Below are 19,902 nucleotides of genomic sequence, written 5' to 3'. Positions count from 1 at the left end.
CAGATAACCATGAGGATACCGCGCGCTGCGAGCATATCAGCCGGATGCTCGCGCGGATCAGCGACAAGTGGACGCTGCTGGTGGTGCGCGTGCTCGGGCGAGGCCCTCGCCGCTTCAATGCGCTGCGCCGCGAAGTGGGGAGATCAGCCAGAAAGTGCTCGCATCGACGCTGCGCGAACTCGAGGAGAACGGCTTCGTCTCGCGCACCGTGACACCCGTCACGCCGCCACAGGTCGAATATGCCCTCACCGATCTCGGCCGGGATCTCCTGCAGCCGGTCCAGACGCTCGCCGAATGGGTGGTCGTCAATTCGGCGCGCATGGACGCGGCGCGCGCGGAATATGCGGAGCGCCGCGCGCGCGATTAGCCGTGCTGGCCCATGCGTTCGCGATCAGGCTGCCGCCCGCAAGCTCCGCCTGCCGGTGATCGCCTCCGCCGCCACGCGCCCGGTCTGCGCGCCGCCGTTCATATATCCCGGATAGGCTTCGGAGAGGTGCTCGCCGGCGAACAATATCTGTCCGGCGCGGGGGACGTGCCGCTCAGAGGGATTGTCCGATTCGACGCAGAGCAGCCGCGCGAAGCGCGTGATCTGGCCGGGCCGGAAATTGACATAGGCGCCGAGCGTCAGCGCCTGGGCATGCCAGTTGGTGCGGGCGAACGGTCCTGTCGACGCCGCCTCCATTCCCGGTATCGCCGGTGCGGCAAGCCCCGCGAAGCGCGCAGCCAGTGCCGACGGCGCCTCGGCCTCCGCGCGCGTCACTTCGTCGCCGCCGAGGAACCACGTCCAGACCGGACTGACGCCATCGGCGCGGTGGACGCTGCCGTCCCAACCCAGAGCCCAGCCGGCATCGGCGCGGGTCTGCCACAATTCGCCGCCCACGCCCATCGGAGCGCGCCACGGCGTGCCGGCGCTGCCCGCCTGGATCTTTTCGTTACGGCCGAGCTCCATCTCGGCGATGAACTGACGCCAGATCGCCGGCAAGGGCACGCGCCAGTCGATCTGGCGCAGCAACGGCGCGGGCACGGCGACGATCACGGTCTCGGCTTCGGCGCTCGTCCCGTCCAGGAAGTCGAGGCGCGTGCCGCCCCGCGAGCGCGAGATCCGCGCCAGCCTTTTGCCGGTGGTGATGCGGTCGGCATAATGCGCCGTCATCGCCTCGATCAGCGCGCTGCTGCCGCCCTGGATGACATAGCGCTCGTCGGATTCCCCAGCACCTCGACGCGCTGGCCGTCGACCGTCGGCAAATTGAACACGAGCTCCACCGCCGATGCATGCGCAGGCTCGACGCCATATTCGGTGCGGCTCGTCGCCTCCATCAGCTGCCGCACCCAGGCCGGACCCATCAGCGCGCGATGCTTGTCGAGATATCCCTCGATCGACATCCGGTCGAGCTCGGCGGCGACGCGGTCGAAATCCTTGTCGAGCCGCGCCGAATCCCTGTCGATCTGCGCCGCGATTCCGCGCAGCCCTTCGGCGAGCTCGGCATCGTCCAGCAGCCGCCCGTCGCCGAGGATCAAGGTGCGGTGCGGCTCGGCCTTGCGGTCGACCAGGGGCACGTCGAAGTGCTTGCACAGCGCCTGCATGTCGTCGTGATCGGTGTTGACCAATTGTCCGCCGACCTCGAACGCCGTGCTGCCCGCCGGCCGATGGGTGAACATCCGCCCGCCGGTGCGCGTGCGTCCCTCATAGACATGCGCATCCACGCCGGCCTCGCGCAGATGATGCAGCGCGCTCAGTCCCGCGATCCCGCCGCCGATGATCGCCACGCGTCCGCCGGCAAAGGCGTACGCCGGACGTGGTAGTGCGGATGCCATGCCCGCCGCGGCGATTCCCTTGAGCAATGCACGGCGAGTCGCCCCCGGCGCGCCCGGAATCGGCGCCGTCTCGCCCGCCTCGGCGAGGTTGCGTGCGCGTGCCGCCGCCAGCGCCCGCCACACCGTGCTGCTTCCCCGCATCGCCCCCTCCTGTACTGCCCAGACCGAGCTTGCCATCCGCGGACCATTCCGCCAAGCCGCGCGGCCATGACTGCACCCGTTCCCAAGCCATGGATCATGGAGATCGCCCCCTATGTGCCGGGGCGCTCGACCACCGATGACGGCCGCAAGGTGACCAAGCTCTCGTCCAACGAGAATCCCCTCGGCACCTCCCCCGCCGCGCGCGAGGCGTTCCTGACCGCCGCGACCAGCCTCGAACGCTATCCCGATGCCAGCGCGGTCGAGCTGCGCGAGACGATCGCGGCGAAATACGGCCTCGATCCGACGCGGATCATCTACGGCAACGGCTCGGACGAAGTCCTCCACCTCGCCGCCGGCGCGTTTGCCGGGCCGGGCGACGAGATCATCTACGTCCATTACGGCTTCACGGTATATCCGATCGCTACCCGTCGCGTCGGTGCAATTCCGGTGGTGGCGCCCGACAGGGACTATGCGACCGATGTCGACGCGATCCTCGCCTCGGTGACCGACAAGACGAAGATCGTCTTCGTCGCCAACCCCAACAATCCCACGGGTACCTACGCCCCCGCGCGGAAATCCTGCGCCTCCATGCCGGGCTGCCGAGCCACGTCCTGCTCGTGCTCGACCATGCCTATGCCGAATATATCGAAGGCGACGACGATGACGGCGGCATGGAGCTGGCCCGATCCGCGCCCAACGTGCTGGTGACGCGCACCTTCTCGAAGATGTACGGCCTCGCCGCCGAGCGGATCGGCTGGGGCTATGCCGCGGCGCCGATCATCGAGGCGATGCACCGCATTCGTCTGCCCTTCTCGATCACCATCGCGGGAACCGCGGCGGCGGTCGCGGCGCTGGGCGACGAGGCATTCGTCGCGCATACCAAGGCGCACAATGCCGAATGGCGGCGCTGGTTCGCGCAGGAGATCGCCAAGCTCGGCAATGCCGGGCTGCGCGCGGTGCCGAGCCAGGCGAACTTCGTGCTGGTGCTGTTCGAGGGCCAGCTCAGCGCCGAGACCGCGTATAAGGGGCTGATGGAGGCGGGCTATATCGTCCGCTGGCTGCCGGGGCAGGGGCTTCCGCACGGTCTGCGCATCACCATCGGTACCGAAGACGAGACGCGCGGCGTGATCGCGGCGCTCCGGGCGTTGGCGGGCGCCTGATGCTGCCGTTCAGCCGTGTCACCGTCATCGGTCTGGGCCTGATCGGCTCGTCGATCGCGCGCGCGGTGCGTCAGCACATGCCCAGCGTCCGCGTCACTGGCTACGACATGGATCCGGCGGTGCGCGAGACGGCGGTGCGGATCGACCTGTGCGACGACGTGGCCGACACCGCCGGGACTTCGGTGATCGACGCCGATCTGGTCGTGCTCTGCGTCCCCGTCGGCGCGATGGGCACGGTCGCGGCGGAGATCGCCGCCGATCTGCCCGCCGACGCGATCCTGAGCGATGTCGGATCGTGCAAGGAAAGCGTGATCGAGGCGGTGCGCGCGGCGCTGCCCGCCGCGACCTTCGTCCCCGCGCACCCGGTGGCGGGAACCGAGAATAGCGGTCCCGAGGCCGGCTTCGCGTCGCTGTTCCATCACCGCTGGTGCATCGTCACGCCGCCCGAAGGCACGCCCCCGCTCGCGATCGAGCGCGTGCTCGAATTCTGGCGCCGGCTGGGCGCCGAAGTCGAGACGATGGAGCCCGCGCACCATGATCGCGTGCTCGCGGTCACCAGTCATTTGCCGCACTTGATCGCCTATACGATCGTCGGCACCGCCTCGGATCTCGAGGAAGTGACGGCGTCCGAAGTCATCAAATATTCCGCCGGCGGCTTCCGCGATTTCACCCGCATCGCCGCCTCGGACCCGACGATGTGGCGCGACGTGTTCCTCGCCAATCGCGAGGCGGTGCTCGACATGCTCCAGCGCTTCTCGGAGGATTTGACCGCGCTCCAGCGCGCGATCCGCTGGGGCAAGGGCGACGAATTGTTCGAGCTGTTCAGCCGCACCCGCGCCGTCCGCCGCTCGATCATCGACCAGGGCCAGGACGACGCGCGGCCTGACTTCGGCCGCAGCCACGAGTGAGCCGCGCGCGAAGTCGCCGGGATTTGCTTGTAATGTTGGATTTCGCCTGCTGGACTGGCGCATCCGGCGTGCCAGGCAATCGAGTATGACGCCCGCTCTTTGATACCGTCGAGAAAGCTTCAGCCCCTCTCGTAAGATTATGTCGCGCTTCGGCAATTTTTGTTCACGATTCGCGGGCAAAGTGCGAAGTTAAGCCGCCGAAATCCAACAGAGCGGCGTCAGCCGTTGAGCAAATTGATCGCCACGAAAACCCGCGACTCAACCTCCTCGCGCTTAAGCCCAGGCGGGATCGGTTCGCCGAACCGGAAGGTCACCACGCCGGAGTGCATCGGACCGTGCTTGGGCCAGACCCTCGCGGTGTCGAGCGCCACCGGCACCACCGGCAGGCCCACCGCGCGATACAGGCCTGCCAGCCCCGCCTGCATCGGCGGTGCTTCGCCCATCGCCGAGCGCGTGCCTTCGGGAAAGAGGATCACCGAACGTCCCGCGGCGCCCGCCGCTTTGGCTTCGCGCATCATCTGGCGCAGCGCCGTCGCCGAACCGCTGCGGTCGATGATGATCACGCCATAGCGGCGCGCCGCCCAGCCCCAGACCGGGATGCGTGCGAATTCCTCCCGCATCACCACCGTCGGTGCACTGAGCATTCGCACCAGTTCGAAGGTCTCGAAGAACGACTGGTGCTTCGCCGCGTAGAGCGCGGCCGTGGCCAGCGGGGCGCCCTCCACACGGGTGCGGATCCCCATCAGGTTGCGCGCGCACCACGCATGGTATTGCGTCCACAACAGCACCCAGCGGCGAAACGCGCGCTGGCCGAACAGCGCCATCACCGGCGCGAGCAGCACGATCGGGACCGACAGCCCGTAAAAAGCGGTCTTGAACAGGACCGTGCGCCCCCGTCCATCAGCCCGCGCCCACCCACAACGCGACGCGGCGCACCAGATATTTGTGATATTCGCGGAACAGCACGCCCCAGCCCGGGCTGTTGGGGCCGCTGCGCACGCCGTCGCCGATCACTTCGACATCGCCGCCGATCGCGTTGGCCAGTTCCATGCGAGCGCGCGGCATGTGCCAGTCGGTGGTCACCAGCCGCACCGATTTATAGCCGTGGTGCTGCACCCACTTCGCAGTCTCGTCGGCGTTCGAGCGGGTGTCGACCGCCTGCCAGCCCAGATCGATGCAGCATGCCATCAGCTTGCGGTCGATCTTGAACTGCACCGCGAGTTCGACCGGGCGAACATCGGGGTCGACGCCGCTCACCAGCATCCTCCTGGCATCGCCCGCGCGCAGCACCGCCAGCCCGCGATCGATCCGGCCCGAGCCGCCGGTGAGCACCACGATCGCATCGGTCTTGCGATTGTCGAGCGGCTTGCCGAGCGACAGCAGGAAGAAGGCGAAGCCCAGCGCCCAGGCGACCAGCACCAGCAGGGCGACGCGCCAGATCACAGCCTTTTGCCCAAGGCGCGCAGCACCGCGACGCGCGCTGCCACGGTGGCGAGCAGCGCGAAACCTATCGGCAGGAGCAACAGCAGGAACCAGTCGTGCCGCTGGAGCGCGACCCCGCCCAGCATCTCCGATCCGATCGCGCTCAGCCGCGCCTGCAGGAACCACACCAGCACCAATGCGCCCGCCGTGCCGGCGAGCCCGCCCAGCAGCGTGTCGAAAGCGATGCGCCGCTGGAACAGGCGGGCGATCTGGATGTCGGTGGAGCCCAGCATATGGAGCACTTCGATCGTGTCGCGGTGCGTGTCCAGCCCCGCGCGCGCCGCGAGCAGCACCACCGCCGCGGTAGCGCCCGCGATCAGCAGCATCAGGCTCACCGCCAGCCAGCTCATCGACGACAGGAAACCGCGCACCGGCGACAGCCATTGCGCATGGCGATCGACCCGCGCGCCCGGTGCGATCCGCCGCGCCGCCTGCTCGACCGGCCCGGCGTCGCCGCGCACCTCGACGTCGATCATCGCCGGCATCGGCAGATCGGGGTCGAGCCCGGCATCGCCGAGCCACGGCCGGAGCAATTCGGCCAGATGCGCGCGATCGACTTCGCGGACGCGCGCGACCGACGGCAATCGACCGAGCTCGCGCACCATCGCCGCCGCCTGGGCGTCGCGCAGGCTCGCCACCGGCTCGACGATCTGCACCGTGAGGCGGCCCGAAAGCTCGCGGTCGAGCTGGCTCGTCGCCGCGAACATGCCGAGGCCCAGCGCGCCCGCGAGCACGGTCAGGAACAGCATGATCGCCATGATCCACGTCATCGCGCGCGTCCGTCTGCCCTCGTCGAGCAGTCGCCGATCGGCTGCGTTGGGATTGAGGCTGAGGATCATTCCGCACCCGGCGGGTTGCGCAGCACGCCGGTGGGGTCGTTCAGCTTGCCCTGTTCGATCCGCATCATCTGCGCGCTCGGGATGCGGTGGAGCAGATGGAAATCGTGCGTCGCGACCACCACGGTGGTGCCCAGCCGGTTGAGCGATTCGAACAGATAGAGCAGCCGTTCGGCCATTTGAGGGTCGACGTTGCCGGTCGGCTCGTCGGCGACGAGCAATTCGGGGCGCGCGATCACGGCGCGGGCGATGGCGATGCGCTGCTGCTCGCCGCCCGACAAGGTCGGCGGCTTGGCCCGACCGCGATCGGTGAGGCCGACCCAGGCGAGCATCTCGCGTACCGGCGCCTCGACGTCGTTTTCCTGCACCCCCGCGACGCGGAGCGGCAGCGCGATATTGTCATAGGCGGACAGGTGCGGGACCAGCCGGAAATCCTGGAACACCACGCCGATGCGGCGGCGGAAGCCGGGGAGCCTCTGGCGCGGCAAGGATCCGGCGTCCTCGCCGAACAGCCGGATCACGCCGCGCGTGGGACGCTGGGCGAGATAGAGCAATTTGAGCAACGAAGTCTTGCCCGCGCCGGAAGGCCCGGTCAGGAAATAGAAGGATCCGCTCTTGAGCGTGAAGCTGACGTCCGAGAGCGTCTCGGTTCCCGTGCCATAGCGCAAGCCGACATTCTCGAATTGGACGATATTGGCCATTCGCCGGCGCCGGCCGCTCCTTGCTTCCCAGATGACGGACGGCATCGCACAGCCCGCTCGCGGGCTCAAGCGATGGCGGCACGGCGCGCGCAACCGAGACTCTTGTGGGGCCGATTCGTTACAGCTAGAATCACCCTATCCGGCCAGTGGGCAGCCGGACGGGTGAGACGCTTAGATGATCCTCGAATGCAGTCAGTGCCGGACACGGTACCTCGTTCCCGACAGCGCGATCGGAGCCGAGGGCCGTACCGTCCGGTGCGCGAGCTGCAAGCACAGCTGGTATCAGGCGCCCGCTATCCTGGATCTTACGACGCGCACCGCGCCGGTGGAAAGCCGGCCGGCCGCGACGCCCTCGCCCGCGCCCGCCGCTGCGAGCACGGAGCGGTCCTTGCCCCCCGGGTTCAACGTCAAGATCGGCCCTGCGCGCGCTCCGGCTGCGGCGGAGGCGCCTGCGCCCGTCGCCGCGCAGCCCGCACCCGAACCGCGCGTCGAAGCGCCCGCGCCGCGCGTCTATGAGGATCCGGTCGTCGAGGCGACCCCGGAATATGATCCCTTCGCGCCGCAACAGCGCGCCAGGCCGCGCCGCAATCCGGCGAAGCGTTGGACCGCCGCCGCAGTGATCACCGGCATCTCGATGCTGCTCGGCGCCGGCGCCATCCTTTATTCGGGCGCGCCGGGCATTGCGGCGCAACTGGGGCTGGGCATTGGCAGCGAGGTTGAAACGCCCTTGCTCTTCACCGACAAGAGCGTCGAGCTTCGCCCGATGCCCAATGGCAGCGAGGCGTTCGTCGTCTCGGGCAAGGTGAACAATCCCACCGCTACCGCGCAGCGCATCCCCGATATCCGCGTCGAGCTGATCGATGGCGACCAGATCGTTTATAGCTGGCGGATCACCCCGGAAAACCGCGCGCTCGGCCCCAAAGCGGCGCTCGATTTTACCGGCGCCAAGCTCGACATTCCGCCCAACGCCAAGGCGGTCAAGCTCAGCTTCGCGAGCGAGATCGGCGGCTGACCCAGCCGAGCCGCAGGCCGTGCAACAGCGCGGCCGCGACCATTCCCAGTCCCGATGCGAGGACGAGGCCGTTCGGCCCATAGCCGCCGTGCACCAGCAGCACGCCGACACCGCCGGTGATGACGAAGAAGGCGATAATCCCGTTGACGCCCGCCACCACCTGATCGCCCAGCGAGCGCAGCGCATAGACGAAGACCACCTGCACGCCGTCGAACAGGATGAACGGCGCCCATAGAACCAGCATCGCCGCGGCGAGGCGATGCACCGGCTCGGTCGCGGGGAATATCGCGACTACGGGCAAGGCCAAGGCAATCAGCAGCAGCGACAATATGCCCGTTGCCAGCGCCGCCAGCATCGCCGCGATCGCCGTCCGCCTTCCTCCCTGTTCGGGCACGCCTTCGCCCACTGCGTTGCCGACGCGCACGCCGGCCGCCGATCCCAATCCCAGCGCCACCGCGAAGGTGACGTTGTGGATCGAGAAGACGATCTGGAAAGCATGCGCGGTCGTGGTCCCGAGCTGGGTCGAGAGCGCGATCAGGATCGCGAAGCCGATCAGCTCGAGCCCGGAGGCGATCGCCGGCACCAGCCCGAAATGCGCGAGCCGCAGCGCGCCCGCCCAGGATTCGCGGCTTCCCAGCTCGCTCAGATCGTGCACGCCGCGCTGGCCGGCGCGCGGCAGCGTCCAGGCGGCGACGACCATCCCGACTGCGCCGATCGCCGATGCGATTGCAGTCGCCAGCGCCGCGCCGACCGCGCCCATCACCGGCAGTCCCAGCTGGCCGGTAGCGAGCACCCAGGCCAGCACGGCATTGAGCGGCAGGATCGACAAATTGACCACGGTCACCCGCCGCGGCCGGCTAACACCCTCGAGAAAGAAGCTCGCCGCGACGATGATCAGCTGAAACGGATAAGCGAGCGCCATCACCTGCACCACGTCCGCCGCCGCGGGCGCGGTGCCCCGCGCGACGCCGAGACCGAGCAGCATCGGCTCGGGCCACAGGAACAGCGCCAGGCCGCTAGCCAGCCCCAGCATCAGCGCAAGCAGCATGCCCTGATGGAATACGCGTCCGGTCTCGCGCAGATCGCCGGCGCCGTCGGCGCGCGAGACATAGACGAGGATCCCGGTCAGCCAGCCGAGCCCCACGACGATGCCGGGAAAGGTGAGCGATCGGCTCGCGCCCAATGCCGCCGCCTCGCTCGTGCTCACCAGTCCGACCACCGCGACATCGGTCACGTGCAGGATCGTCCAGTTGAGGCTGGTCAGCACCACCGGCCACGCAAGGGCGAGGATGCGGCGCATCTCGGCGGTTAGGGCGGGGAGAGCAACATGGCGGGCCGCCGCCTTACTGTTGTTTCGGCAAAGCGGAAACGGATTACGCGAAAGCGTGCGCGGGTGGCTTGCATGCCCCCGAACGCTTTGCTAGGGGCCGCGCCTTACCAGACGCCGGGGACCTCCCGGCGAGTTTCACGTGCGGTCGTGGCGGAACTGGTAGACGCGCAACGTTGAGGTCGTTGTGGCCGAAAGGCCGTGGAAGTTCGAGTCTTCTCGACCGCACCAGAAACCTGAGAGGCGCCGCTTCGGCGGCGCCACACTTTCCCCGATCCCTGGCACAATTCTGCGACAAGTCGCCTGTAGCGAACGACGGGATGCGCATCCGCAATGCGGGAGCGCGCCGGTCGAGGGAGTGAGACGGTAATGTTGAAATGGGGTTGCGCGGCTGCCGCGTTGATGGTCGGCGCGGCGCCGATGGCACAGGCGCAGGGTCAGACGACGCCTGCGGTCCCTCCGGCGCCGGCTCTGCCCCAGGCTGATTCCTCCGCTCCGGGGCAGGCGGCTCCGGCGCAGGGTGGTCCCACCCAGCCGCCCGCACAGGAAGAGCCCGATGCCACGGGCGACGAAATCGTCGTCACCGGCGAGCTGCGCGGCGCGGTACCCGGAGACATCAAGCCCGAGGTCCAGCTCAATCCCGCCGACATCCGTGCGTTCGGTGCCTCCGACGTCTCCGAACTGCTCGGCCAGCTTGCGGCGCAGCTCGGCAGCGGTTCGGGCCGCGGCGACGAACAGCCGGTGGTCCTGCTCAGCGGCCGCCGCGCCACCATGGCCGAGGTTCGCGGGCTGCCGACCGAGGCGATCGAGCGCATCGATATCCTGCCCGAGGAAGTCGCGCTCCGCTACGGCTACAGCGCCACGCAGAAGGTGATCAACTTCGTCCTGCGGAACCGCTTCATGGCGCTCACTAACCAGTTGGAAGGACGTATGCCCACCGCAGGCGGCAATGCCGGGGTCAAGGCGGACGCCAAGCTCGACAAGATCCGGCGCAACGATCGCCTGTCGCTCGACGTCACATATGATCAGTCGTCGGGCATCCTCGAGAGCGAGCGCGGCGTCTCGCGCGCAGGCAGTTCGCTGTTCGACACCCGCGGCAATATCGCCGGTATCGCGCATATCGATCCCATCACCGGCCTGATCAGCAACGAAATCGATCCGGCGCTGAGCGCGGCCGCCGGAGGCATGGTCACGGAGGCGGGCGTTCCTGCTGCCGCGGCCGGCGGAGCCCAAGGCCTGGGCGCCTTCGTGGGCACCGCCAACCAGCCCAACGTCACCAACGTCACGCCTTATCGCACGCTGGTGAGTCCCCAGAAGAATCTGCAGGTCAACGCCGTTTACGTGCGGCCGCTGTCGGACAAGATCAAGGCATCCGCCACGATGGAGCTGTCGGGAAGCGAGAGCCAGTCGCTGCTCGGGCTTCCGGGCGTCACCTTGCGGCTGCCCACGGGCAACCCCTTCTCGCCCTTCGCGCGCGATACGCAGGTGCTTCGTTATGTCGGCGATCAATCGCCGCTGACCCGCTCCAACAGCGCACGAGGCGCCAATCTCGGGCTGAACCTCAATGGCGACGGCACGCCCTGGGCGGCGAATTGGAACTGGTCGTTCCAGGGCAGCTATAATCTCAATACGACTCAGTCGTTCACCGACGGCGGCGTCGATCCGGTGGCAATGCAGGCGCTGCTCACTGCCAATGACGCAACTTTCAATCCCTTTGCCGCGATTCCGGCCAGCCTGATCCGCAGCCGTCCGTTCGACACCGCCAATTCGCGCAACGGCATCGGCAAGATCGACCTGATGACCAATGGCGCGCTGTTCAAGCTTCCTGCCGGCGATGCGAACGTCACCGTCCGCGTCTCGGGAACGACCAGCGACTTTTCCAGCGACAGCTTCCGCCGCGGGATCGTCAGCCGGGCCGACATCTCGCGCGACAGCGCCGCCGTGCGGGGCAATATCAACCTGCCGATCGCGAGCCGCCGCCTCGCCGTGCTCGACGCGATCGGCGATCTTTCGGTCAACGCCAATTTCGAAGTCGAGCAGTTCTCCGATTTCGGCCGCCTCGTCACCACCGGTTATGGTTTCAACTGGTCGCCGATCGCTCCGATCCGCGCAGTGGTGAGCTGGACGCAGGACAGCAATCCGCCGACGGCGCAAGCGCTGGGCAACCCGCTGGTGATCACCCCCAATGTCCGCGTGTTCGATTATGTCCGCGGCGAAAGCGTCGACATCACGACGATCACCGGCGGCAATCCGGCATTGCGTGCCGACAGCCGGCACGTGTTCAAGGCGGGGCTGAACATCCGGCCGTTCACCGAGACCAATCTCACCCTCAGCGCGGACTATACCAGCCAGCGCACGCGCAATTCGGACGAGAATTTCCCCGGCGCGACCGCGGAGATCGAAGCGGCCTTCCCCGATCGCTTCGTGCGCGATGCCGACGGCCAATTGTTGAGCATCGACTATCGCCCGGTCAATTTCGCCCGCGCCGAACAATCGCAATTGAAATGGGGCTTCAACCTGTTCCTGCCGATCTCGTCGCCGGCGCAGAAGCGGATGCAGGAGCGCCGCACCGCCTTCCAGGCGGCGATGGCCGAATCGCGCCGCACCGGCCAGCCGCTGCCGCCCGAGATGACAGCGCAACTCGAGCAGTTCCGCCGCCTTGGCCAGCAACAGAGCCTGTTCGGCGGCAACCAGCGCCGTCAGGGCCAGGGCCAAGGACAGGGTCAAAGTCAGCAAGGACAGGGTCAGCCGCAGCCGCAGGGCCAGGGTGCCGATCAGGCGCCGTCGCAGGGGCAGGGCGCCACACCGGGCGATGGTCAGAACCAGGGTCCCCGGCGCTTTGGCCCGGGCGGCTCCGGCGGCGGTGGTCGCGGTTTTGGCGGCGGCGGCGGTCGTGGCGGGTTCGGCGGCAATCTGATCCAGTTCAGCGCCTATCACACCTGGGTGTTCAAGGATGAGCGCCTCATCCGCGCCGGACTGCCCGTCATGGATTATCTGAACGGCGCGGCCAAAGGCAGCAACGGCGGCACGCCGGCGCACAAGATCGAAATCCAGAGCGGCATCCAGCGCGACGGCCTGCGCTTCCGCCTCGACGGGAGCTGGCAGAGCGGCAGCGAGGTCACCACGGGCGTGCTCGGCAGTAGCGACCGGTTGAACTTCGGCAGCCTCGCCAAGGTTGGCCTGACCGCGCAGGTCGACCTGAACCAGCAACTGAATCTGCTGCTCAGGCATCCGTGGTTGCGCGGTACGCGCATCAGCTTCCGCGTCGACAATCTGTTTGATGCGCGACAGCGCGTGACCGACGAGAATGGCGATACGCCGCCTGCTTATGAGCCAAACCTGCTCGATCCTACCGGACGCATCGTTCGGCTCAGCATCCGCAAGCAGTTCTTCTAACCGGCCGCCTTAGCGTGCGGCGATCGCCTGCGGCCGCGGGCCCCGGCCGAAGCGCTCGTTCTTGTCCTGGTCCATGATCCGGCGGAACAGCAGGGTGATCGAGACGCGGCGGTTGCGCGGGTCGGTGGGGGTGTCGACGATCAGCGGCTCGCGGTCGGCGACGCCTTCGATCCGCTCGAAGCGCATCTCGGGCACGCCGCCGCCGGACAGGCGCCGCCGCGTCGCTTCGGCGCGGCCGCTCGACAGCATCCAGTTGTTCATGTTGCGCGGGTCGCCATAGCCGAGGCTGTCGGTATGGCCGCGGATCATGATCGGGTTCTCCATGTCAGCGATCGTCTCGGCGATCGTGCCGATCAGCGCGCTGGCATCGGGCACCAGAGCTGTCGTGCCCAGATCGAACATCGAATAATTGGCGTCGTCGAGCAGGTCGATGCGCATGCCGTCGCGCGTCGCGACGAAGCGGATATGGTTGGCGAGCTTGGCCAGCCCCGGGCGCGAGCGCATCTTGGCCTGGATCTTCTTCGCGGTCTCGCTGAAGTTCTTCTGATCCTGCTGGGTCAGGGCGCGCTGCTCCTTGAGCGTGCCCTTCTCTCCGGTGCCGACGTCATTGCCGCCGATCGCGCCGGCCGGGATCGTCATCGAACGGGTACCGGTCTGCGCGGCCTTGCTGGGATAATTGTCGCGCGAATTGATCGAATCGCCGCCCAGCAGCCCGTTCGAACCGGCACTGTTCTGCTTGAAGTCGATCAATGTCGGCGCGAAATAATCGGCCAGCGCCTTGCGCTGCTTCTCGGTGGTCGCGCCGAGCAGCCAGAGCAATAGGAAGAACGCCATCATCGCGGTCACGAAGTCGGCATAGGCCACCTTCCAGGCGCCGCCGTGATGCCCGCCATGGCCCTCGACGAAGATCTTCTTGACGATGATCTTCGGCGGCTGGTTGCTCCCATGCGGAGCGCGCGCCGCCACTTACCGGCCCCTTAGGCCGTCGAAGACCTCGCCGAAGCCCGGCTGGTTCGAATAAGCGATGCCCGAGCGCGCGGCTTCGATCACCAAGGGCTGCGGGTGTCCGTGGAGCGAGGCGATGATGATCTGCTTGACCGTGTGATAGATCGCCCCGTCGGCATCGATCACTTGCTGGAGCCGGGTCGCGAGCGGCCCGACGATGCCGTAGGCGAGCAGCACGCCGAGAAAGGTGCCGACCAGCGCCGAGCCGATCATCGCGCCGAGGATCGTCGGCGGCTTGTCGATCGAGCCCATCGTCTTCACCACGCCGAGCACCGCCGCGACGATGCCGAGCGCGGGCAGCGCGTCGGCGAGGCTCTGCAGCGTTGTCTGTGGCCCCTGCACTTCGTGGTGATGCGTCTTGATCGCATTATCCATCACTTCTTCCACGGCGTGCACGTCGAGCGTGCCCGACGAGACGACGACGAGGCGCAGCGTATCGGTGATCAGGTTGATCAGCGTGTGATCGGCCAGCAGCCGGGGATATTCGGCGAAGATCGCCGAGGATTTGGGATCCTCGACATGCGGCTCGAGTGCGATCGGGCCTTCGGTCCGCAGCATCTTCATCAGCTTGGAGACGAGGAAGATCGTGTCGAGATAGTCCTGCTTCTTGTATTTCGGGCCCTTGATGACCTTCATGAAGCCGCCGCCCAGCGCCTTCAGCTCCTTCATCGAATTGCCGATGATGAGCGCGCCCAGGGCCGCGCCGCCGATGATCAGCATCTCGTGCGGGATCGCGTGCATCACGGGGCCGAGTGCGCCGCCGGTGATGACGAACCCGCCGAAGACCATCGCGATGAGGACGACAAAGCCGATCAACACAAACATGCGACTAAACTTCCCCCGTGTCCGTGCACCGGCACTCATATTGGTAAACGACCGCTTCGCCGTGTCCTTCAGCGGAAAAGCGCGAAAAATGCGCGCCGCCGCACGGTATCAGCGCAGATAGTCGAACAGCGACAGGCTGGTGAGCTTGGTGAAGCTCGCCTGTGTCGCCTGCAGGATCGTCAACGTCTTCTGGAGCTCGGTCACCGCAGTGGTGATGTCGGTATCCTCCAGGTCCTTGCGCGCGGATTCGCGAGCCTCGCCGGCATCGACGATGCGATCGGCGTCGAGCTCGAGCCGTGCCGCGCGCGCGCCGGCCGAAGTCCGGGCGAGCGATACGCTTCCCAGCGAGGCGTTGATCCCGTCCAGCGCGGCATTGCCTGCCGCCTTGACGTCACCACCCGCCTCCAATGCCGCGGCGAAGTCGCCCAGTATGGCGAACATATCGCTGGCGCCGTTCCCGAAGGCGCGGGTGCCGGTCACGCTGCTCTGGACGCTGACACCTTCGCCGATCGGAATGGGCGAAGGTTCGCCGCTGCCGGCGAAGCTGATCGTGCCGTCGGCCGCTTTGACATAAGCCGTGTCGCCCGTGGCGCCACCGAACATCGGTTGGCCGCGCACGTCCTTGGTATTCGCCAGCCCGAACAGCGCGTCGCGGATCGACGTCAATTCCTCGGCAACTGCCTTGCGGTCGGTGTCCGACATCGTCCCCGTGCTCGCCTGCGTGGCGAGTTCGAGTGCGCGCTGGAGCTGTGATTCGACGCTCTCCAGCGTGGTGTCGGTCTGCGCGAGCAGGCCCTGCGCCATGGTGATGTTGGCGGCCCAGGCGCCGTCGTCGGCGGTCTGCTGCCGAATGCCCTGCAGGCGCAGATATGCCGCCGGATCCTCCGACGCGGTCTGGATCCGCTTGCCGGTGGCAATCTGGGTCTGGATCCGGTCGGCCTCGGCGCTCAGCTGGGTCATCAGCGAGGCGGGGCGGTTGTAGATTTGCGAGGTGGCTATGCGCATGGTCTGGCTCACCGGATGTCGAGGATGGATTGCAGCGTCTCGCGCGCGACCTGGATCACGCGGGTCGATGCCTGATAGGCCTGCTGGAAGCGGATCAGGTCGACCGCCTCCTCGTCGATATTGACGCCCACGGCGGCGGTTCGCTCGGCGATCGCCGAATCGCGCATCGCCGACTGCGCCTGCGCCACGGTGGTACGCGCCGAAAGCGCGGCGGCGTTGGCGGTGGTCAGCGTGGCGACGCCGTCCTCGAACCGGCCCGAGCTGCGCAGCGTCTCGAACCCGGCAAGGTTGCTGTTGTCGCGCACGCCAGCGCCGGTCGCCGCGGCGGCGATGCCGCGAGGGTCGTCGAGCACCAGCGTGAGGTTCGAAGCGGGATCGCCCACCGTGAACATCGCCGCGCCGGCAGTGCCGGTCAGGTCGTCGCCCGCGGCCTGCACCGCATTGACGCCATTGGCGAAGGCCGTCGCCAGCCGGTTGATCTCGGCATGCGCATCGGCGATCCGCTGCGCGCCCTCGGCGAAGCCTGCCAGCGCGCCTCCGCTCGGGAACACCGCGCTGCTCTGTCCCTGAAAATGCACGGCATAAGCGACGAGCCCCGCATCGCTGCGGGCATAGGTCACCGCGCCCGAATTCTCGCCTTCCACAAGCACCGGCCCGGCGACTCCGCCGATCCGCACCGATGCTTTGCCGAACGAATCGGTGGTCACCGAGACATCGGTGATCGCGCTCATCTCTTCGAGCAATTGATCGCGCTGATCGAGCAACGCCGCATGGCCGCTGGTTCCGACCGACGAGCGCCCGAGCCCTGAATTGACCTTGGCCAGCGCCTGGGCGAGCCCGGCGAGCTGCGTCGTCGCGGCACCCGCGCTCGCGTCGAGATCTTCGGCCGCGCTGTCGAGCGCGGCGCCGGTGGCGGCGAAGGACGAAGCAACGCTCGACGCCGCCTCGAGCATCGTCGCGCGCGGTGCCAGCGAGCCGGGATCGGCCGCGACGGCCTTGGCTGCGTTGAAGAAGGCGGTCAGCCGGTCGCCCAGTTGCTGGCCGCTCAGCGAACCCTCGATTCGCTGGAGCCAGGTCGCGCCGGTCTCGGTCTTGGCGAGATCGGCGGTGGCGGTGCGCACTTCGGCGGTCTTGTAGATGTCGGTGGCGCGGGCGATCCCGGTGACGACCACGCCCATGCCCTGCGCGTTGCCGGTGGTCAGCCCGCCGGGCGCCACAACTTCGCGCACCGGCGCGGTGCGGCGCGAATAACCGGCGCTGCCGGCATTGGCGATATTCTCGGAGGTCGTTGTCAGCGCGGCCTGATAGGCCCGCAGGCTCGACGCGCCGATCGACAGCATGTCGCTCATGGCGTGCTCCCGTCAGTCGTTGGCGCGGCGGCGGCTTCCACCGGCGCGGCCTTGGCGAGGAAGTCGGTCATCGCCTTGCCGATCCCGATCGGCGCGTGCGCGGCCATGCTCTGCGCGAGCTGCTGGTCCTGCATGTCGCGGAATTGCTGGCCCGCCTTGCTGTCGAACAGCCCCTCGCCGAGGCTCGCGGTGCGCATCGACTTGAGCATCATGCCGACGAAGATCGCCTCGAAGCGCTTGCCCGCGGCATCGAGATTCTCCTTCGAGGCCAGCCGCGACGTGTCCATCGACACGCCGCCGCCATTGCTCGTTGCGGGCACGTTGACCTGGGTCACAGAATGATCAGCTCGGCCTTGAGCGCGCCGGCTTCCTTCAGCGCCTCGAGGATCGCGACGAGGTCGGCCGGCGAGGCGCCGATGGCGTTGACCGCCTTGACCACGTCGGCGAGCTTGGGTCCGGGCTGCATCAGGAACATCGGCTTCTTCTCCTCCTCGACGTTCACGACGCTGTGCTGCTCCATGACGGTCTCGCCCTTACTAAACGGCAGGGGCTGGCTGACATTCTGGGCCTCATCGATACGAACGGTGAGTTTACCATGCGTCACCGCCGCGGGGCTGACCCGGACCGCCGAGTTGATCACCACGGTTCCGGTGCGCGCGTTGACGATGACCTTGGCCGAGGCCTCGGCCGCCTCGACGGTGAGATTCTCGATCTCGGACATCAATTCGGCGCGGACATCCGCTCCGGCGGGGCCTGCACCGCGATCGACACGCCGTCGATCGCGCGGGCGCGCGCACCGCCGAAGCGGCTGTTGATCGCATCCTGCACGCGCTGCGCGGTGGTGAAGTCGGCGCGGGCGAGGTTGAAGGTGAGGAACGGCGAACGATCGAAGCCGGTATCGACGATGCGCTCGACGGTTGCGCCCTCGGGGATACGGCCGCTGGACGGCGTGTTGACGACGATCTTCGAGCCGTCGGCGCCGTCCGCACCGAGCCCGCCGACCGCGAGATTGCCCTGTGCCATCGCATAGATCTGCCCGTCCGCGCCCTGCAGCGGCGTGAGGATCAGCGTGCCGCCGCGAAGCGACTTGGCCTTGCCCATCGACGATACGGTGATGTCGAGCTTCTGGCCCGGCTTGGCGAAGGGCGGCAGTTCGGCGGTGATCATCACCACTGCGGCGTTCTTCAGGCTCGGGCTCACGCCGGGCGGCAATTGCAGCCCGAAACGCGAGGCGACGCCGCGCATCGATTGCACGGTATATTCCAGATTGTCGTCGCCGGTGCCGGGAAGGCCCACGACAACGCCATATCCGGTCAGCTGGTTGGTGCGGATGCCCTGGAAGCCGCCCAGGTCCTTCACGCGCTGCGCGTGCGCGGGCGAAAGGCCAGCGCGGCGGCGAGAAAGGCGATCACGTATCGGATCATGAAATTGGCTCCGCTCAGAAGGGGCTGAGGATCTGGAAGAACCGGCTCAGCCAGCCCTGGCGGCTGGCGCGGGCGACGTCGCCCTTGCCGGTATAGGCGATGCGGGCATCGGCGACGCGCGTGCTGGCGACGCGGTTGTACGCGTCGATGTCGGCGGTGCGGACGATTCCTTGATCTGGACGAACTCGTCGCCGCGGTTGAGCGTCACGCGCTTCTGGCCCTGCACCAGCATCGTGCCGTTGCGATAGACTTCCGCTACGGTGACGCTGATCTCGCCCGACAGTGCATTGGCCTGGTCCGCGGTGCCGGTGCCGTTGAAATTGCGGTTGCCGCTCATCGAGGCATCGCTCTTGTTGAACAGGTTGAGCGCGCCCGTGCTCGGCGGAGTCAGCGAGAAGCCGCCGCCGCTGTCGAGCTTCGAGCTCGCCGACTTGGACGCGCTGGTGCGCTCGACCAGGACGATCGTCAGCGGATCGCCCACCCGGCGCGCACGCGCGCCTTCGTAGAGTGCGGCATAGCCGTCATTCGCCTGGAAGATGCCGCCATTTGCGGGCGCCGCCACGGGCTCGGCAGCCGGAAGCGTGGCGGAGAAATCCTCCTTCGCCTTCTTCTTGCCCAGCCCGAGGAACTGCGCCTTGGCCGGAGCGCTGGTGAACGCCAATGCGGCGACGACGAGCGCGCCGGTGGCGAGGCCGGTGAGAAATTTCATGGCAGCGGCCTCAGATGTTCTGATTGACATATTTGAGCATCTCGTCGGTCGCCGAGATCATCTTCGAATTGACCTCGTACGCGCGTTGCGTCTCGATCATGTCGACCAGCTCCTCGACGACATTGACGTTCGAAGCCTCCAGCGCACCCTGACGGATTTTCGCGCGACCCGTGTCGCCGGCCGCGCCGAGGCTGGCCGCACCGCTCGCCGTGGTCTCGATCAGGAAATTGTCGCCGGTCGCCTGCAGCCCGCCGGGATTGGGGAAGGTCGCGACCTGGATCTGGCCGATCTGGCTCGCTTCGGTCTGCCCCGCGATCGTCGCCGATACGGTGCCGTCGGCGCCGATCGTGATGCCGGTGGTGCCCTCGGGGATCGTGATTCCCGGCTGCACCTGATAGCCGTCGCTCGTCACCATCAGCCCTTCGGCCGAGCGCGAGAAGTTGCCGGCGCGGGTATAGCCCAGCTGGCCGCCCGGCATCTGTACCTGGAAATAGCCTTCGCCTTCCAGCGCCAGATCGAGCGACCCGCCGGTGTTCTGGAAGCTGCCTTGCGTCTCCACCCGGGCAGTGCCCTGGATGCGGACGCCGGTGCCGAGGTTGAGGCCCGTGGCGTACTTCGTCTCCGCGGTGCTCGCCGCGCCCGGCGCCGTCACCACCTGATAGGCAAGCGTCTGGAACGAGGCGCGATCGCGCTTGAACGCCGTCGTGTTGACGTTGGCGAGGTTGTTCGAGATCACCCGCATGCGCATGTCCTGAGCGTCGAGCCCGGTGCGCGCGATGTGCATTGCCGAGGAACCCATCGTCTAAA

General features: G+C 67.6%; 16 protein-coding genes, 1 tRNA gene and 4 pseudogenes. 6 read left to right on the top strand and 15 right to left on the bottom strand.

The features are described from left to right. Positions 1–44 precede the first annotated feature (44 nt). Positions 45–367: pseudogene (locus PIB19_RS15400) on the top strand (winged helix-turn-helix transcriptional regulator). A gap of 24 nt (positions 368–391) precedes the next feature. On the opposite strand, the gene PIB19_RS15395 reads toward PIB19_RS15400, so the two are convergent. Both PIB19_RS15395 and PIB19_RS15390 read right to left on the bottom strand, forming a co-directional pair. After that, complete coding sequence (locus PIB19_RS15395) at positions 392–1,153, bottom strand: flavin monoamine oxidase family protein (RefSeq protein WP_271238065.1); 762 nt, start codon at positions 1,151–1,153, stop codon at positions 392–394. Between the two features lie 8 nt (positions 1,154–1,161). Continuing rightward, positions 1,162–1,956: a flavin monoamine oxidase family protein gene (locus tag PIB19_RS15390; protein WP_271238064.1), complete on the bottom strand. Its 795-nt coding sequence runs from the start codon at positions 1,954–1,956 to the stop codon at positions 1,162–1,164. 66 nt (positions 1,957–2,022) lie between these two features. On the opposite strand from PIB19_RS15390, the pseudogene hisC reads away from it, so the two are divergent. Together hisC and PIB19_RS15380 are read left to right on the top strand one after the other, a co-directional pair. Beyond that, a pseudogene (hisC, locus tag PIB19_RS15385) lies at positions 2,023–3,116 on the top strand (histidinol-phosphate transaminase). Next, the gene (locus PIB19_RS15380; protein WP_271238063.1) at positions 3,116–4,024 is read left to right on the top strand and encodes a prephenate/arogenate dehydrogenase family protein; all 909 of its coding nucleotides are present in this window, start codon (positions 3,116–3,118) and stop codon (positions 4,022–4,024) included. Before hisC ends, PIB19_RS15380 begins: the two are co-directional and overlap by 1 nt. 218 nt (positions 4,025–4,242) lie before the next feature. Here PIB19_RS15380 and PIB19_RS15375 read toward each other — a convergent pair whose 3' ends face one another. Genes PIB19_RS15375 through ftsE form a run of 4 tightly spaced genes read right to left on the bottom strand, consistent with a single transcriptional unit; the run spans position 4,243 to position 7,043 of the window. Then, positions 4,243–4,866 carry a lysophospholipid acyltransferase family protein gene (locus PIB19_RS15375; protein ID WP_271238062.1) on the bottom strand — a complete coding sequence of 208 codons (624 nt, stop codon included), beginning with the start codon at positions 4,864–4,866 and terminating at the stop codon, positions 4,243–4,245. Between the two features lie 58 nt (positions 4,867–4,924). Next, positions 4,925–5,467: a YdcF family protein gene (locus PIB19_RS15370; RefSeq protein ID WP_271238061.1), complete on the bottom strand. Its 543-nt coding sequence runs from the start codon at positions 5,465–5,467 to the stop codon at positions 4,925–4,927. Next, complete coding sequence (locus tag PIB19_RS15365) at positions 5,464–6,345, bottom strand: cell division protein FtsX (protein WP_271238060.1); 882 nt, start codon at positions 6,343–6,345, stop codon at positions 5,464–5,466. Before PIB19_RS15365 ends, PIB19_RS15370 begins: the two co-directional genes overlap by 4 nt. After that, the gene (ftsE, locus tag PIB19_RS15360) at positions 6,342–7,043 is read right to left on the bottom strand and encodes a cell division ATP-binding protein FtsE (protein WP_271238059.1); all 702 of its coding nucleotides are present in this window, start codon (positions 7,041–7,043) and stop codon (positions 6,342–6,344) included. The genes PIB19_RS15365 and ftsE overlap by 4 nt, the downstream gene beginning before the upstream one ends. A 175-nt stretch (positions 7,044–7,218) precedes the next feature. Between ftsE and PIB19_RS15355 the strand changes: the two genes are divergently transcribed. Beyond that, entirely contained in the window at positions 7,219–8,055 is an 837-nt protein-coding gene (locus PIB19_RS15355; RefSeq protein WP_271238058.1) for an MJ0042-type zinc finger domain-containing protein, read from the top strand. On the opposite strand, the gene PIB19_RS15350 is transcribed toward PIB19_RS15355, so the two are convergent. Continuing rightward, on the bottom strand, positions 8,027–9,355 hold the full coding sequence (locus PIB19_RS15350) for an MATE family efflux transporter (RefSeq protein ID WP_271238057.1): 1,329 nt from the start codon (positions 9,353–9,355) through the stop codon (positions 8,027–8,029). The two genes, PIB19_RS15355 and PIB19_RS15350, sit on opposite strands and share 29 nt — an antisense overlap. A 171-nt stretch (positions 9,356–9,526) precedes the next feature. Between PIB19_RS15350 and PIB19_RS15345 the strand changes: the two genes are divergently transcribed. After that, positions 9,527–9,613 (top strand) — tRNA-Leu (locus tag PIB19_RS15345). 138 nt (positions 9,614–9,751) lie between these two features. Then, positions 9,752–12,778 (top strand): TonB-dependent receptor, encoded by a 3,027-nt coding sequence (locus PIB19_RS15340; RefSeq protein WP_271238056.1) that lies wholly within the window; start codon positions 9,752–9,754, stop codon positions 12,776–12,778. A 9-nt stretch (positions 12,779–12,787) separates the two neighbouring features. Here the strand turns inward: PIB19_RS15340 and PIB19_RS15335 are convergent, their stop codons facing one another. From PIB19_RS15335 to flgG, 8 genes and pseudogenes are all read right to left on the bottom strand, one after another. Continuing rightward, positions 12,788–13,744: a flagellar motor protein MotB gene (locus PIB19_RS15335; protein ID WP_271238055.1), complete on the bottom strand. Its 957-nt coding sequence runs from the start codon at positions 13,742–13,744 to the stop codon at positions 12,788–12,790. Continuing rightward, entirely contained in the window at positions 13,745–14,608 is an 864-nt protein-coding gene (motA, locus tag PIB19_RS15330; RefSeq protein WP_271238054.1) for a flagellar motor stator protein MotA, read from the bottom strand. Positions 14,609–14,716: 108 nt separating this feature from the next. Next, positions 14,717–15,613 carry a flagellar hook-associated protein FlgL gene (gene flgL / locus PIB19_RS15325; protein WP_271238053.1) on the bottom strand — a complete coding sequence of 299 codons (897 nt, stop codon included), beginning with the start codon at positions 15,611–15,613 and terminating at the stop codon, positions 14,717–14,719. Between the two features lie 8 nt (positions 15,614–15,621). Then, complete coding sequence (gene flgK / locus PIB19_RS15320; protein ID WP_271238052.1) at positions 15,622–16,962, bottom strand: flagellar hook-associated protein FlgK; 1,341 nt, start codon at positions 16,960–16,962, stop codon at positions 15,622–15,624. After that, a complete protein-coding gene (locus tag PIB19_RS15315; RefSeq protein ID WP_336297163.1) occupies positions 16,959–17,297 on the bottom strand; it encodes a rod-binding protein in 339 nt (112 codons plus the stop codon). The genes flgK and PIB19_RS15315 overlap by 4 nt, the downstream gene beginning before the upstream one ends. After that, positions 17,294–18,321, bottom strand: a pseudogene (locus PIB19_RS15310) (flagellar basal body P-ring protein FlgI). The gene PIB19_RS15315 and the pseudogene PIB19_RS15310 overlap by 4 nt, the downstream one beginning before the upstream one ends. A 79-nt stretch (positions 18,322–18,400) precedes the next feature. Further along, positions 18,401–19,095, bottom strand: a pseudogene (locus PIB19_RS15305) (flagellar basal body L-ring protein FlgH). 10 nt (positions 19,096–19,105) lie between these two features. Beyond that, a complete protein-coding gene (gene flgG, locus PIB19_RS15300) occupies positions 19,106–19,894 on the bottom strand; it encodes a flagellar basal-body rod protein FlgG (RefSeq protein WP_271238051.1) in 789 nt (262 codons plus the stop codon). Positions 19,895–19,902: the final 8 nt, after the last annotated feature.

Origin of the sequence: Sphingomonas sp. 7/4-4, from assembly GCF_027941955.1 — a bacterium.
Lineage (GTDB): Bacteria > Pseudomonadota > Alphaproteobacteria > Sphingomonadales > Sphingomonadaceae > Sphingomonas.
This window is presented reverse-complemented; position numbering and strand designations above follow the sequence as displayed.